The organism is Chryseobacterium luquanense (assembly GCF_026460945.1).
GTDB lineage: Bacteria > Bacteroidota > Bacteroidia > Flavobacteriales > Weeksellaceae > Chryseobacterium > Chryseobacterium luquanense.
On the sequence record NZ_JAOVZV010000014.1, the window covers coordinates 56,059 to 71,069 of the forward strand.

Genomic DNA, 15,011 nt, shown 5'->3' on the forward strand with positions numbered 1-15,011 from the left:
TTTTAGACTTTTCTATGTGGTGAATTAAACAAAGTTGCTTTTTTGCACAGTAAATGTGTAAAATAAGATTTCTTTCCGGTTTTCGGATCTTCGAAAATTTCGCTTTCCATTTTTATATTTAAAATCCACGATTCCCATTTCTTCATTTCTAAATAAAAAGGGCTGAATAAGCATTTTACCTCAAAATGTTGCTTTTTCTCATCGCCTTCAAATTCAACAATTATTGTTTTATCTGAAGCTTTGACATCTTCCCGTATGATTGCTTTGAGTTTCATAATCCACTAATTTTTGAATATATTTTATTTTTCAATATTTTTTTATATTGTTCGCTTCCGTATAAAGTTAAATGGTTAGTGTCAAACATATATGGTTCTCCAGACTCATCAACTTTTTTTATTTTTAAACTTAGGAGATCTACATATTTATCTTTTAATTTATTATTTAAAAATTCGTTTGTCTCCGCTGTATTATTATCTGAAGGTTTTTCAATATCGTAAGTATTTTTTAAATAATACAAAGTTGGATAATCCAAGGGATAAACATCAGTTTGTCCAAGATACATAACTGGAGTATTGTATTTTTTAAAATAGCTTTCTGTAAAGTCGATTTTTTTTGTTAAGTCATCTTTTGAGTAAGCACTGTAAAAACTGCATATTAGTACCAAGTCTATTTTGTCATGATTTTCTGGGAAATAATTTTTATAAAAGAAGTTAAAAAAGTCTTTCGGTCCTTTATAAATTGTTTCAGAATTAATTATGGGAAAGGAAGCATCAGCTGTAGTCTGAATTAGTCTGTAATTATCATTGTTGATTAACTCATTTAAAGTCTGTGAAAACATTGCTGCATGACTATCGCCAACTAATAAAATATTCTTTTTTGATTTATCTGGTTTTATGAATTTATAATCTTTCAAGGATTGATCATGCATTAAGTGCCTATTTCGAGAACTGTATTGTTTGTAAGTGTTTGAGCTGCTTTTATATTCTGAAGCTGCATAGACTAATTTTGCTTCAGACTTTTCAAATAGATATTTTGGATTTAATTTTGAAAGAGAAAAAGACAAACTAAATAAAACCAAAGTTGTTATTAAAATAACGTTAGATTTTCTATTGTAATTTTTCTTTTCAATTAAAAAATATGATAAGGTTGCGAAAATTATTGAAATGAAGATAAAAGCTACTCTGTATCTTAATCTATCATTTAAACCAAAAAAAAGACTGCAAACGTAAATAGGCCAGTGCCAAAGATATAGTGAATATGATATGTCTCCGAAGAATTTTATGAGCTTATTTCTGAATATTTTAACATCAATGTTCAACAATAATATTAATGAGGTCAAAGAAACTGGAATTAAAGTTAATAACGACGGCCAAGAATGCTCGTTTACGGAATAAACCATGTAAGTAATCATAATAAGCGAAAAGCTTACTAAACCAAACTTTAAGTTCCTATTGATATTCTTTGCTTTATTTTCAAATAAAAAAGCAAGGCCGCCAATCATCATTTCCCAGGCTCTCGGATAAAAAATATAAAATGAAAATGATTTATCAAAACTTGAATGAAATATCATTGAAACGATAGATAATGCGATAATTGCGATAAATATTCCCCTAAATAACTTTAAATTATTCAGATATATCTTTTTAACAATGAGTAAAATTAAAGGGTAAATCATGTAAAATTGCCATTCTACAGATAATGACCATGTGTGGAGTAAAATATTGAATTGAGACGACGAATCAAAATATCCGGAATTAAGATAATAATAGATATTTGAAAAGAATCCTATGCTCGAAAAGTATAATTTTAAATAGTTGATGAATTGCGTAGGTAGTAAAAAGTAAATTATCGCTGCAAAAATTGTTGTCATTACCAGAAGTGCTGGAAATATTCTTACAACTCTTTTTTGATAGAATTCTAATAATTTAAAATTATTTTTTTCAAAATTGCTTAAGACAATTCTTGTCATTAGATATCCGGAAATAACAAAAAAAATATCTACACCTATAAAACCACCGTTAAAAAAGGCAAATTTGAAATGATAAAGTACTACTGCTATAACAGAAAATGCTCTTAAAAATGAAATGTCGCTTCTGAAATTCATCAATATTGTTTTTTTTGCTAAATATAAAGATTAATAATTTTCCCTTTTAATTATAAAAAAAAACTTTTTTAATTTCCTTACGGGTTTCCGTAAGGAATTAAGATATTATCGAAATATCTTTGTATCAACAAAAACAAATAAAATGATAGAATACCATTTAGATTACGGTTCAGGAAATATTTTAATAAAAGCTAATGACTTTCAAGAAGCCTTAGAAAAATTAAATATTACTTTAAATAGTAACTATACACAAAATAACGTCAGAATTAAATCTGCAGTACGTTTAAACTAAAATCCGTTTAACTCGGATCATTTTCAATTGAAGTTGAGCCACCTGACCTAACAGGTGGCTTTTTTGCGTCACAACTTTTTTTCTTGCTCATAAACATCTTTGCGGTAATAAAATTACCATGAATACAAATTCACTTGTTTTTGAGATTATGCGCGGTAAATGGCTGATGAATTTCGCCAATGTTGCTGAGTATGAAAAATTAGCCAACAAATACATTTCCGGAGAATTTGTTGGGCAGCCACTTGATCGTGTTGCCTTCAGAGCTTCTTATGATAATGGAAATGTTGGTGGTGGAAGAATGGCAGGAACTACTGAAGAAAAAGTAGTTGGTTATTTAATGATGACCGGTCCAATGTCTACTTATGGCGATATGTGTACTTATGGCGCCGACGACTACCTCTATGCTTTAAGAAAGCTAAATGACAACGATAAAGTTTCAGCTATAGTTATTGAGATCGACGGTCCCGGAGGTGCTGTTGCTGCGATCAATGCTTTCATCGAATTTAAGTCTGAAAAGAGAAAGCCTATTGTTGTTTTGGCGAATGACTGTTATTCTCTTCATTACTGGATTGCTTGTCTTCTTGCCGATCATGTGATGGCTAAAGGAAATATCTCATCAGGATTTGGATCACTAGGCGCAACGTGCATTCTTTTAGATGCTCGTGAAGCCATGGCAAAAGAAGGATTGAAAGTAATGATTATAAATGCTCCAGGTTCTGAACTTAAAAATCAGGCAATGCAGGATTTTTACGCAGGAAAAGATGAAGAATTTAAAAAGAGACTTAAGGCAGAGCTAAAACCTATCAGAGATGCATTTGTTGCTGATGTTAAATCGGCTTTCACTGAAATAGCTTCTGATCCTAGAATTTTTGCGGCTGATAATTTCACTGCTGATGAAGCTCTCGCATTCAAAATGATTCACAGTATCGGTAATGAGAAAAAAGCATTTGAACTTGCCAGAGCTCTGGGAGAATTACAACAGGCTTCTTAAAATAAAATCAATTTAAATAAAATTAATAACCAATGGAAAAACCAATTTATTCGGCCGTAGTCGCCTATGTACTATCGGCTTTAAGTTTAAAAGATTTGCCGGTTGACGACAAGGGAGCGTTGGCATTTAGCGTAGAGCAGGAAGCTACATTAAAGTCAGAATTCCCTGGTGAGCTTCATGCAAATGTGATGAAGAATCTTAATGCTCATTTAGCGGTTGTGGCTAAAGCAAAAAAAGATTCTGAAGATGCTAAGACTGCTCAGAAGCAAAATATCTTGGATCTACTTGCAGGTAATGTGACCGAAGAACCTACTGAAGAAAAACCTGTCGCTGATCCGGTTGCAGTTGTTCAGCAACAGCAGGCTGTAATTGCGGAATTATCAAAGCAGCCGGAAAGTGAAGCGTCAATCAAATCAATCGTGAAAAAAACATTAGTAGGTACAGCCCTGGTAGCATCATTGTCTACAGCTGTTCAGCTTTTCGGTGCAATGCCGGAAGCTAAAGGTAAATTATTTAACTTCGAAGGAAGAAACTGGAATGCCAGAGCTGCAGGAAAAACTGCAGGAAAAACTGACTTTACCGATGTAAGTACAATTACAAGGCTGAATGAAGATTTAAAAGAATATCAGGTTCAGAATCCTGATTTTATCAGAGACCTTTATGTAGAAAAATATGGTCTTCCTGAATTTTGGGAAAAGAGATTCGGAGTTGTAGATCAGGTTCAAGATGCTGTGATGGATATTTCAAATGTTACTCAGGCAAGAAAGCCGGATTGGGCGCCAGGTTTTGAATTATTTCTAGCAGCTGAAAAGCGTAGAATTTATAGAATTCAAATTGATCTTGAATTTACCGGATATCAATTGCAGGAATTGGAGAACTCATGGTTGGCTTCGATTTATACAATGGATGGTTCATCGCCTTACAAGTACACTTTTATTGCATTCTTGTTAAAGAAAATTTCTGATAAAGCAAGACAGGAAGATAGAGAGGGTGCGATTAAAGGAATTTTTGTTCCTACACCTGCCGGAATTAAGTCTAAAGGTCATTATCTGAATGCGCAATCAGGAATTCTTCACCAACTGTACTCCTTCATCAATATCAAAAAAACTATTGTTCAGTATGTATCTCCATTAGGACAGTTCATCACTGCAAATGCTTATGAGTATGTGAAAGGTATGGTTGAGAGCTTGCCGTTGCCGGTAAGAAATGCAAGTGGCAGAAGAATTATTATGGCGCCTTCAAATATTGTGAAGGTCAAGGATAATTATAAGCATATCAATTCTCAGAATAATGATTACAGCGGTAATGAAATCAATTATATTGATGGTTATCCAAACTTGCCTTTCTATGGTTTGCCAGACTTGGAAGGAACAAATCTTATTCTTATCACATCTGATGATAACATTGAGATCCTGGAATATCTTCCGGAAGAAAAAGAAAAATATAGAATGGAAGAACTGAAAAGAAATACTTTCATTCATGCTGATTACCGATTCGGTTGTGCCTTCGTATTCTCAGGATTCGAATTACCAAATTCAGAATTTAAAGGATTAGCTCAGTTCATCTGGGTAAATGACGCTCCTATCTTTAATGATACGGTAACTATTCCTTTATTCGGTAGCCCGATGTCTTCGCCAATTGAACTTAATTACAATAAAATTCACGTTCATCCGGAACTGATTTCAGATGTTTTAAAACTTACCGGACTTCCTGCAGGAACCGTAGTAAAAATTACAGGAAATCAGCAAATGAAAACAAACTCTGTAATCAAGATGAAAACTGGTGGAAATGGTGGAAATCTTGATCTTACTGCGGATTTTAATCCAAAAACAATGTACACCTTAACAATGGTTGTGCAGGCTGATGGAACCTATAAAGAGCTTGCTAGAACCACAAGTTTCCCTGGTATTGTTGCAAATGTGAAAACATTTAATGACTTAGCTATAGACCTTTCAGATGGTCTTGTACAGAAGTATGAAGGTTCAGCTGCAGGAACTCTTTTAAGCATTGAAGGAGGGAATGAAGGTGCGGAACTTACGATTTTCGGATCTGAAAATGCTCTGACAGTTTCAGATACAAGTACAATCAATGTAACGTCTAATGCGGTTCTTGACTCCGATACCAAGTTTATCAAGTTGAGAAAATTTGAAGGAGTATGGTTCGAAACTTCTAGAGGTTAATAATAAAGGCTTCTCCGGAAGCCTTTTCTTAAAATAATTACTGTGACTATAAAAATTCTTGATAAAGGTAGAGTCGGTGTCGGTGCCCCGGGAAAACGTTCCAGGTTTGCGTATTTATATTATGCAGATGATATAGTGTATTTTCCTCCGGTTGATGCGACTGAGGTTGTATTGCTTGGCGATATTGTATTAAAAGCAGGCGCAACTGTCGTAAAGCTTTATGTTACGAATACCTCTCAAGAATATGCTTTTGATAGTGTTGGTGACAAAGATAACAGGGCTTTTAAAGTCCGATTTATAGGAACTCACCCAGGAACTGAACTTGAAGCTCTGGAATTTTCAAAAAAAAACCATGATTTAGATTTTATCGTTGCAATTCCGGAAGGAATTAGCAGCAACAAATCAAAGGTTCTGGGAACTCCGGATGCTCCGTTAACTTTTAAAGTTTCGCATAAAAATAATAAGGACGGTAGTAAATACGATATGACATTTGAGCAGGAAATGCCATCAGACGACGTCTATTTACATTATACAGGAAATTTGTTTGCGGAAGGAAATGTTTCTGAGTGGAATCCGGATAATGGAAATTTACCACCTGCAGGAGTTTATAAAGTTAAAGCGGGATCAGATCTTATGTTTACCGATGGCAGTGTTTCAGATTTTTCTGAACCTGGCAAAAGAATTATCCTGATCGGTGATGATACCTCAATGGGTGGTTATATGACGATGGTTACCGGAACTAAAATTATTTTAAGAAAAAATGAACCTTGGAAATCAATCAAAGGCAATTCAATCATTTTAGAATCATTTGTAACAAGTGATTTTCAGACGAAGCTTATCGAAATTCAAAGAAATTAATAACAATAATCATGTACAACTTAAAAAAACTAAACAGACCTGCTACAGGTGCAGGTTCCCCGATTAATGCGGGAAGATTCGCTTATTTGGCGCTTGTTGAAGACCTTGTGTCTTTTCCGAACCCAAACAGTAATAATGTATTGTTGGTAGGTCAGCCGGTCTTTAAAGAAGGAAAAGGCTTAGTGCCCATCTACATTACATCTTCGTCACAGGAGTACTCTTACGAATCTCAGGGTGATCAGGATTCGAGATCTCATAAAGTGAAGTTTATGGGAACTCACCCGGGTGATGAGTTAGAGGCTTTAGAGTTTTCTGTAAATAATTTGGATAAAGAATTTATCGTTTTCATTCCAGGATGTCAGGCGTCAGATAATACGAAAGTATTAGGAAGGCCTTGTGCGCCGTTGATTTTCAAATCAACTCACAAAGGTGGCAAAGATGGTAAAAAATTCGAATTCACTTTTGAGCAGGAAATTGGAAGCAAATATGTTTACTTCATTTACAATGGTCCTCTTCCTACTCAGGAGCAGGCTTATACTGAAGTGGATTTCACAGCTGCTATTACGGAATTATCTTCTGTTCAGAAAGTAAAAATTACAGCGACTGCTCAGGCTCTAGATATTACTTCATTAGAAGATATTACAGAGACTCAGGTAACATTCATTGGTCAGGAAAGTGTGGTCGCGAAAGCTTGTACCATTTCTGAAGATTTAGCTGGAGATGTAATGATTATTACAAAAGATGGCTTACAATGGAAAGCTGTTTCCGGAGCTACAATCACATTCGAGGTTTATCAGACGGCCTCTAAAATTGTCTTGATCGAAAGATGGAGAACATAAAATAGGTTAATAGATTTTTCTCAATGCGTCACAACTTTTTGTTGTGGCGCATTTTATTTTCGCACCATGACAGAGAAAGAAATATCTATAACTCCGATTAAAGCTTTGGAAATTATGCGTGAGCTTTCAAGGCAATGCATTCCATTTTCAATTAAATATCTTTCTCATAATGAGACGGAAAAAAAGTCTGAAGGTTTTAAAACTGAAAATGATATTTCTCTGGAAAAAGGATATCGCAGAAATCAAAGTAAAAAGCATGACATCTTAGTCAGTTTTTCAAGGATCAGATCAGGTGAGCGTCGCCAGTTCTACTACCCTTTACTGGTTCAATTAAATGATATAAAAGTGAGACCATGAGTGAAATAGGATTTAAAAAGAGTGCAGTTGTCGAAGTTGAGACAGTTGAAAAATATGGTAAACATGCTGTTGTTTCTACGCCTTCTACGTGTTTTTCTTATCAGGTTGAAGAAATCGACTATGATACTCCGCGCAACGGAATGTCCAGTTATCATTCATGGTCACAGACCTACACTTTTGTAGATGGTTTAGAATTATTGCCGTATGGATTATATAATGACATGCCGCAGCTGCTTAGAGATACTATTTACAGAAATCCCAACATTCCGGGAGTGATGGAAAAAAAACAGCAGTTGCTTTGGGGTCAGGGTCCTCATTTATTCAAGACAATTTATGTAGACGGTAAACCAACCAGAGAATGGGTGCATGATCCGGAAGTTCAAAGCTGGTTAGATGATTTTGATGTAAATACATATCTTGAAAAGACAATTCAGGATGTAAACTTTATGCAGGGTAGTTTTACAAAAATGATTAATGCCAAATCGACGAGACTCGGTAAGCCATTTATTCATAGTTTGGAGCATATCAATCCGCTTTGGGCTCGTTTGGCTAGAAAAAAAGATTCGCCTGAAGCTACTCATGCATTGGTGTCTGATGGATGGACAGCTTTTCAGCCTAACGGTTATAGAGATTATCCGTTATTCGATGCAAAAAATGTTACCAAAAATCCGATATCGGTTTTTTATTCAAAATTATATTCTTTTGCTACTGATCATTATGCAATTCCAACAATTCTTGGTGCCTTAGAATGGATTAATCGAGCAACTGCGGTTCCGTTGATTCTGAAAGCATTGGCAAAAAACAGTATTAATGCAAAATATCACATTACTTCTCCGGCGAAATTTTGGGATGATAAAAGAAAGGAGCTTCAGGATGAGTGCTCCGCAAAAAATGAAACGTATGATGAAAAAATGTTAGACGATTATGAAAAAGAATTATTCAAATCAATTATTTCTACGCTTTCCGGTGACGCTAAAGCTGGAAAAATCTGGCATACTAAAAATATATTGTCTCCGGAAGGAAATAATCTTGTAGAATTAGGTTGGAAAGTAACTCCAATCGATCAGAATATTAAAGATTTTGTAGAAACTCAAATAAAGATTGCAGATAAGGCGGATTCAGCGGTATCCGCAGCGGTCGGGATTCATAAGTCTTTAGGTGGTATAACTGATGCGGGTAAAGCTGATTCCGGATCCGAACAACTCTACGCATACACTATGTTTAAATTGATTGGAGTGAAGGTTCCGGAGATGGTAGTGACTAGATCCGCTAATCATGCATTGAAAATTAATTTTCCGCAAAAAGGTTTACAATTAGGTTTCTACCATGAGGAAGCCCAAAAGCAGGAAGATCAGAGTTCTAAGGATCGCGTAAAAAATAATGTGTAATGGAAATACTTTTTAATAAAAATCTTCCTGACGCTTCTGAGGTTTTAGAGGTTTTAGGCATTAATGATGCGGACATTAATATCAATCATATTTGGCAACATCTTAGAACGGCTTCTAGAAAGGTAATGAAAATTATAGGTGAAGATAATTATCAGTTAGCTTTTGATAAATATGAAGATGGTGATTTAGAAGATGAATTCTGCTCAATGGCGCGATATGCAATTGCGCTGGACGCTTTTAGGAATTATGCTCCATTGACGGATTTGGCTTTTACGTCTCAAGGTCGCTCCTTCAGAAATGATGAACATAACAGGGTTCCTTGGGAATGGCAGATTGATAAGTCTGATGCAGCACTGGAAAAATCTTATTACGATATCGTGAATGAACTCATCATTTTTATTATGGAAAATGATATGGAACAGTCAGATTTTATGCAGCAGTTCACAGGTCTTTTCGTTTTCTCCTTAGATGAATTTCAGAAATATGTAAATATCAACGATTCCTATTTGTTGTATTATAAATTAGGACCATCCCTGAAGCTTTTTGAACAGCGGGAAATTATCAACCGTACAGGTGCGAGGTTTTCGGAATTTAAAGAAAACAAAACCACTTACATTTATACACTGATTCAGAATTGTTGTGTATATTTTGCAATGGCAGACGGAATAAAAAAACTATCTGTACAGTTGTTCCCTGAAGGCGCAATGAAAGGCGAAAAGAAAAATAAAAAAGCGGCAACCGGTTACGATATCGAAGCGTCAGTTTTATATTATAATAATGAGTTAAATAATTTACTTATTGATCTCGAGAACGAAGTGAAAAAATTAACTTTAAGACCTATTAAGGTTCGCTCGAATAAGTTTGATGAAAACGACGGATTTGTAACTCTATAAAATACTTTATGCATTTATTAGAATTTTTAGAAATAGATAAAACGGTTTACATTCCTGAAAATATGGGTGAGTGTGATCGCCGTCAGTATCTTGATATGAGTAAGTTGGTTTTGCTGTATCAATTAGGAGATATTAATTTAACCGATTTTCGAGCTCACGGGTTGTATTGTCTTATGAATATGGAGTTTAGCAAGAACGAATTAGAAAGTGCTCAAACTGCTAAGATGGAAAATGTAACGATGTGTTCTAAGCTTTTGGATTCTTTTTTTAGAATCGACGAAGAAGGAAAAATGCATTTGATTCAGGATTATATTCATAATCCTGTAAAGTCAATGAAATATAAAGCGATGACTTTTGTAGGGCCAAAAGACTCATTCTCCGGAATGAGTTATGGTCAGATGGAAGACGGTTTGGGAGAATTGGCCAACTTTACGAAGACTGGAGATATGGAATGCTTACTCAAGCTTTTTTCAATTTTCTATTTGAGACCTGGAGAAAAGTACAGTGCGGTAAATATTGATAAAAGAGTAGTATTCTTTAAATATCTTGATGTTCGCTATGTGTATGGTTTTTACCTGCTCTTCGTCTCGTTTTTCAACTATCTTACAACTCAGTGTGAGATTATGGTTGACGGAAAAGAAATTGATTTAACGATACTATTTCAAAGCGGTGGTTCTACTGATGCTGTTACTATAGAACATGAATCAATCGGTTTGAGATCTACTTCTTTTCAGCTTGCTGAAAGTGGAGTTTTTGGAACTTTAAATGATCTGAGAGAAAGTGATGCATTTATGGTTTTGATCAGAATGTATGATTTGACTGTGCGAAATATGAAAGAAGAAAAAGAAATGGAAGCTCAACGAAATAAAAATACATCTCATGATTGATCCAAATACGTTGCGCGAAAAAGTTTTTGAAATGAAGACAAGCGTTTCAGAAATAAAATCTGTTAAGTTTGTTGTTGATGATGATGAATTGTCATTGGAGCTTACTTCTCATAGTGGCAAAGAGAATATGCTTTTAGGTGTTGTACTTCCATCTTATGATGGTTTTGGAAAAGAAGACGAATCTGGAATCAGAAGTTTTCTCCAGTTTTTTGTGATGGAAAAAGTAGATTACAAAACATTTAAGACTCAAGAAGAATATATTGATGTTTTTCAAAGAACATTATTGGTTGCAAGAAAGATGATAACATATTTTTTTGGTGTAAATGGTGAAAACTGCCTCTCGATGGATTTAGATTATAATTCTTTGAAAGTATATCCGATTTCAAAGAAATCTCAGTGTAATGGTTATGTTGTTGAGATTGATGAAGAAAAATACCAAGACTTTTAAAAATGGATTTAATTGGAGAAAGAGATAATGAAAAAATAATTTTCAGTGCCTTTGTAAAGCGTACTTTAAAAAAGCGTGCAGATATTATCTCGAATGCTCAGGACAAAAATATGCCTGATTTCTCAGATAAAAGTTATTCCAAGAGATCATTTGAAGTTTCTGAAGATTCGATGATTTATAAACATAAAGGTTTGCTTCGTTTCCTTGATATGAAAAGATTAACCTATCCCAGATCTAAAATTAAATACAATCGTAAAAAAGTATTTGCTGTGCATAATACCATCATCATGAAGCAATATGATGCTACACTGAAGGAACTGACATATGGCCTCTCAGATTCTATAATTGCAGATATTAAATCAGAATTACAAAACAATAGTTCTATATAACGAACTTTTATTTGTATATTTGTTTTATGGGAAAACAATTTTACATCGATTTTTTCGACGGAATAGAATTAAAAAGATTCTGCGAAATGTGCACTATCAAGTATGATTACATCAGACAGGTATTGAAAGATCCTAAAAGAACTTTCACTGATAAACAGGAAGAAGCTTTGTTGGAAGGAATAGATAGGTTTCTGAAAGCAAAAACAGATTTACGCGCAAAAGCTCCAGAACTTAAAAATCTCAATTAATATTTAATTGAGATTTTTTTTGCACAGATGAAAAATTGTTTGCATCTTTGCTGAAGCGAAATCAAACAGACGTTAGGATAAGTCTCTAAATTATCCAATAATTATTTTACGATTATACAAGCCTGCCTTGGCAAGTAGTGGTTAAAACTTATCCTCGGATCTGTTTGGTTTCGCGACTCCCACGAAAGTCAAGGTTTTTTTATGCCTTATTCTGTGGGCTTTTTTAGAGGATAACTTTTAAAAATAAAAAAAATGCGAAATCAAACAACACAGACAGCTCAAGAAGCTACAGTAAAACAAAACAATGAAGATTTAGTAATTGTTTTTCAGAATTTCAACGGCGTATTTTTAGCCAAAATTTCCAATAACACTGATCGAAAAACTTACGCCTACGGGAGTAGCCAGGATCTTGCGCAGGAAAATGCGATTAATCGGTATAATAGAAAGTACAATACTCCGTATTTTTCATTGTAACATGAAATAAACTACAATGAAAACGATTTTTTTAATGCCGGAAAAAGCGCATCCAATCAACAATCTAGAGCAGAGAATGGTAGAGTTAAACATTATGCTCTTCGAAAATTTTGGAAGCTTTGATAATGTATTTGCTCTTTTGCAAAAAACGTATGAGGGTCTTCCGGAAGGTTCTGAAAAAGTAAAATTCTTAAACTTGATTTTGCATTTCAGATGTTTGAACCAAATTACTTCCGGTTCTCCGGAGTTTTTAGAAATTATTGACGAACGAAATTCTTACAAAAATGGATTTTTACCGTAATTACAATGATCTCATCTCTATGCAAGGTATTCCTGTAGACGCAGGATCGCTCTGGAGAAAACAAGGGCAGTTGATGGTTCTTGTAGATGATGATCAGTATGTCACTCACGCTTATGAAGAAGCTGAGTTTTATGAAGAAAAAAAAGTTTAATTATGAATCCCGATTTTATTGTCGGGATTTTTTTATTTTTGATTTATGAACGATATCCGTAGTAAGTTTATAGATTATATTCAAGGAATTAAATTTCTTGATGAAGAAGATTATAACTATAAATTGATGATTCACAATTTAGGAAAATCACAAATTTCATCATGGTCTTTTATTGGTCCAAAAACTACAATTGATAAAGATGGTTTTTGTGATTTTGAATATGGAAGATTAACTGTTAATTTTGAAACTGGATTAAGTTTGGAATTGTACTATATTTATAAATAAACTGCATAAATTTTTAACCTTTTAAAGCTTCGGATTTCCGGAGCTTTTTTGCGTCACAATAAAATTTTGGCGTTCGCAATAGGTTTGTCAAAAATTTAAATATGAATGTTTGGCACAAGAGGTTTAAGTACCTGCAGATTTTCTTGCTTTCATTAATGCTTTTTATAAATCTATACGATGATGTAATTTCATTTGCAGGATTATCTGTTTTTATTCTCTTCGAATTTGGTGTTTTACACAATCAAAATAAGGAAAACAAAGATGCTGTTATTTACAGAAAGTCATGCTTATTTGCTTTTGCAGACTTATTTTCTGTTTTAATCTTTATGATTTATTACATCGCAATTTTCATTCATATTATGTGGAGAGTGGAATTTGAAACAGTCTTTTATTTGTATAAATATCTTCCCGCTCTATTCCTCTACATTCTTATCAGAAAATTCTACATAATTAAAAATTATTCATATGAGAAATAATGTAATTAAACTTCTGCAGGATCAGGAATCTTTGCAGAAAAAAGTTCTGTACAATAAATTGCTTGAGATTTATGGTAAAGAAGCTACAGCAAAACAAGTCTATCACTACCAATTAGGTTACACACCTGGTAAACTGGAGGGATTGATTTATGATATCAAAAAGATATTCCATATCAAAGACAAAGAAATTGTCTTGTACAAAGATGCGGAAGATGATGATGAAGAAATTAATGTCATTGTTGATACCAATCCTGTTTCGCCCGAAAAATTACTGGAGATCCAAAACCAACATCAGGCAAATGCTGAACTTAAAAAGGAGAATGGTCTTCTTGCTGCATTAAAATTACCTGAGCATCCGGATGTCTTGGAAGGAATGAAATTCCGTCAGGAATATCCTTTCCTGGATAATGAAAATACACCAATAGAGCTGAAGGCTTTGGTTACTGATAAAATTACAGCTTACAGGCAATATGCCGGTGTTGTTGGAACTATAATCAGTGCAGAAAACCTTGAGCAATCAGAAGAAAAACTGTACGAATTAGCCAAAGAGGCTTTAGAAGCTTACGAAGTCAATCAGGACATTAAGAAAGAACTTGATTTCTACAGAGATTCGGGAAGAATTCTTGGTGAGCATGAAACTCTGAAAGACTTGAAAATGATTCAGGACGTAAACGATATGTCAGAAGCTGATCTCGTGAAAAATCGTGCTAATGCGATGAAAAATGTAAGTAAAAATAATACTGCAGGTAAAACTACTCTTGCGGAATATTGGAAGAAAAAACAGGGCCTTATCGAAGAAAGATTGAAAAAAGAATTCAATCACACGTTTGCAGATAAATAATGCTTTTTAATATAAACGATATCGGGGTAAATTCTAATAACCAGGAGGCGGAGTCATTTGATTCCGCCTTTACCTCTAAGTTTTTAAATATGCACACCGCAAATGTTGAAAATCTAAAAAGAGATATGGAGCGTTTGCCGGAAGACGGAGAAGCTTTTTTCCTGCAGTCGATGAAGCAGTTTAATGCTATTACTTTTTTACTGAGAATTGCTGAAGATTATTTTATCGAAGAATTGTATGCTACTACATACAGCGTATCAATGCGGGTTATTGAAGCACTTCAGGAGCTTCACAATAAAGGTCAGATTGGAAGAATCAATCTTTTGATTTCCGATTCGATGAGAAATAGAAATATGAAGGTTTGTGATGCGATTGACAGCTGGGCAAATTCCAACTCCTTGATTTCCGTAATTTATACTTGGAATCACTCAAAATTTACACTTTGCAAGACAGAAAATTCTTACTACAACATTGAAGGTTCCGGAAACTGGGGAGATAATGCTTGTTATGAGCAGTATTGTTTTGTGAATTCCCGACAGGTTTACGAAAAAAGAAAAGAATTGTTCTCTACTTGCAAAGTGGTTTTTCGAATAAATTAAAACTAATATC

20 protein-coding genes are annotated in these 15,011 nt (G+C 34.1%); 18 read left to right on the top strand and 2 right to left on the bottom strand.

The window, feature by feature from the left end:
* Nucleotides 1-2: 2 nt before the first annotated feature.
* Nucleotides 3-275: a hypothetical protein gene (locus OEA66_RS12045; RefSeq protein ID WP_267281605.1), complete on the bottom strand. Its 273-nt coding sequence runs from the start codon at nt 273-275 to the stop codon at nt 3-5.
* Nucleotides 272-2,104, bottom strand: coding sequence for an acyltransferase family protein (locus OEA66_RS12050; protein WP_267281699.1), 1,833 nt, complete (start codon nt 2,102-2,104; stop codon nt 272-274). Before OEA66_RS12050 ends, OEA66_RS12045 begins: the two co-directional genes overlap by 4 nt.
* Nucleotides 2,105-2,246: 142 nt before the next feature.
* Between OEA66_RS12050 and OEA66_RS12055 the strand changes: the two genes are divergently transcribed.
* From OEA66_RS12055 to OEA66_RS12140, 18 genes are all read left to right on the top strand, one after another.
* Nucleotides 2,247-2,396 carry a hypothetical protein gene (locus tag OEA66_RS12055; protein WP_267281606.1) on the top strand — a complete coding sequence of 50 codons (150 nt, stop codon included), beginning with the start codon at nt 2,247-2,249 and terminating at the stop codon, nt 2,394-2,396.
* A 118-nt stretch (nt 2,397-2,514) separates the two neighbouring features.
* Nucleotides 2,515-3,387 carry a S49 family peptidase gene (locus tag OEA66_RS12060; RefSeq protein WP_267281607.1) on the top strand — a complete coding sequence of 291 codons (873 nt, stop codon included), beginning with the start codon at nt 2,515-2,517 and terminating at the stop codon, nt 3,385-3,387.
* A 32-nt stretch (nt 3,388-3,419) separates the two neighbouring features.
* Nucleotides 3,420-5,567 (top strand): hypothetical protein, encoded by a 2,148-nt coding sequence (locus OEA66_RS12065; protein WP_267281608.1) that lies wholly within the window; start codon nt 3,420-3,422, stop codon nt 5,565-5,567.
* Nucleotides 5,568-5,609: 42 nt separating this feature from the next.
* The gene (locus OEA66_RS12070) at nt 5,610-6,425 is read left to right on the top strand and encodes a hypothetical protein (RefSeq protein ID WP_267281609.1); all 816 of its coding nucleotides are present in this window, start codon (nt 5,610-5,612) and stop codon (nt 6,423-6,425) included.
* 11 nt (nt 6,426-6,436) lie between these two features.
* On the top strand, nt 6,437-7,264 hold the full coding sequence (locus tag OEA66_RS12075; RefSeq protein ID WP_267281610.1) for a hypothetical protein: 828 nt from the start codon (nt 6,437-6,439) through the stop codon (nt 7,262-7,264).
* A 66-nt stretch (nt 7,265-7,330) separates the two neighbouring features.
* Nucleotides 7,331-7,621, top strand: coding sequence for a hypothetical protein (locus OEA66_RS12080; protein ID WP_267281611.1), 291 nt, complete (start codon nt 7,331-7,333; stop codon nt 7,619-7,621).
* Nucleotides 7,618-9,009, top strand: a complete 1,392-nt coding sequence (locus OEA66_RS12085; protein ID WP_267281612.1) for a hypothetical protein — start codon at nt 7,618-7,620, stop codon at nt 9,007-9,009. The genes OEA66_RS12080 and OEA66_RS12085 overlap by 4 nt, the downstream gene beginning before the upstream one ends.
* Complete coding sequence (locus OEA66_RS12090; protein ID WP_267281613.1) at nt 9,009-9,902, top strand: DUF6712 family protein; 894 nt, start codon at nt 9,009-9,011, stop codon at nt 9,900-9,902. Before OEA66_RS12085 ends, OEA66_RS12090 begins: the two co-directional genes overlap by 1 nt.
* 8 nt (nt 9,903-9,910) lie before the next feature.
* Nucleotides 9,911-10,789 (top strand): hypothetical protein, encoded by an 879-nt coding sequence (locus tag OEA66_RS12095; protein ID WP_267281614.1) that lies wholly within the window; start codon nt 9,911-9,913, stop codon nt 10,787-10,789.
* On the top strand, nt 10,782-11,237 hold the full coding sequence (locus OEA66_RS12100) for a hypothetical protein (RefSeq protein WP_267281615.1): 456 nt from the start codon (nt 10,782-10,784) through the stop codon (nt 11,235-11,237). The genes OEA66_RS12095 and OEA66_RS12100 overlap by 8 nt, the downstream gene beginning before the upstream one ends.
* Before the next feature lie 2 nt (nt 11,238-11,239).
* A complete protein-coding gene (locus OEA66_RS12105) occupies nt 11,240-11,626 on the top strand; it encodes a hypothetical protein (RefSeq protein ID WP_267281616.1) in 387 nt (128 codons plus the stop codon).
* Nucleotides 11,627-11,652: 26 nt separating this feature from the next.
* Nucleotides 11,653-11,874 carry a hypothetical protein gene (locus tag OEA66_RS12110; RefSeq protein ID WP_267281617.1) on the top strand — a complete coding sequence of 74 codons (222 nt, stop codon included), beginning with the start codon at nt 11,653-11,655 and terminating at the stop codon, nt 11,872-11,874.
* 252 nt (nt 11,875-12,126) lie between these two features.
* Nucleotides 12,127-12,348, top strand: coding sequence for a hypothetical protein (locus OEA66_RS12115; protein ID WP_267281618.1), 222 nt, complete (start codon nt 12,127-12,129; stop codon nt 12,346-12,348).
* Nucleotides 12,349-12,364: 16 nt separating this feature from the next.
* Complete coding sequence (locus OEA66_RS12120) at nt 12,365-12,649, top strand: hypothetical protein (protein ID WP_267281619.1); 285 nt, start codon at nt 12,365-12,367, stop codon at nt 12,647-12,649.
* Nucleotides 12,609-12,800, top strand: a complete 192-nt coding sequence (locus OEA66_RS12125) for a hypothetical protein (RefSeq protein ID WP_267281620.1) — start codon at nt 12,609-12,611, stop codon at nt 12,798-12,800. The genes OEA66_RS12120 and OEA66_RS12125 overlap by 41 nt, the downstream gene beginning before the upstream one ends.
* 45 nt (nt 12,801-12,845) lie before the next feature.
* The gene (locus tag OEA66_RS12130; RefSeq protein WP_267281621.1) at nt 12,846-13,085 is read left to right on the top strand and encodes a hypothetical protein; all 240 of its coding nucleotides are present in this window, start codon (nt 12,846-12,848) and stop codon (nt 13,083-13,085) included.
* A 465-nt stretch (nt 13,086-13,550) separates the two neighbouring features.
* Nucleotides 13,551-14,402, top strand: coding sequence for a hypothetical protein (locus OEA66_RS12135; RefSeq protein WP_267281622.1), 852 nt, complete (start codon nt 13,551-13,553; stop codon nt 14,400-14,402).
* Nucleotides 14,402-15,001: a hypothetical protein gene (locus OEA66_RS12140; protein WP_267281623.1), complete on the top strand. Its 600-nt coding sequence runs from the start codon at nt 14,402-14,404 to the stop codon at nt 14,999-15,001. The genes OEA66_RS12135 and OEA66_RS12140 overlap by 1 nt, the downstream gene beginning before the upstream one ends.
* Nucleotides 15,002-15,011: the final 10 nt, after the last annotated feature.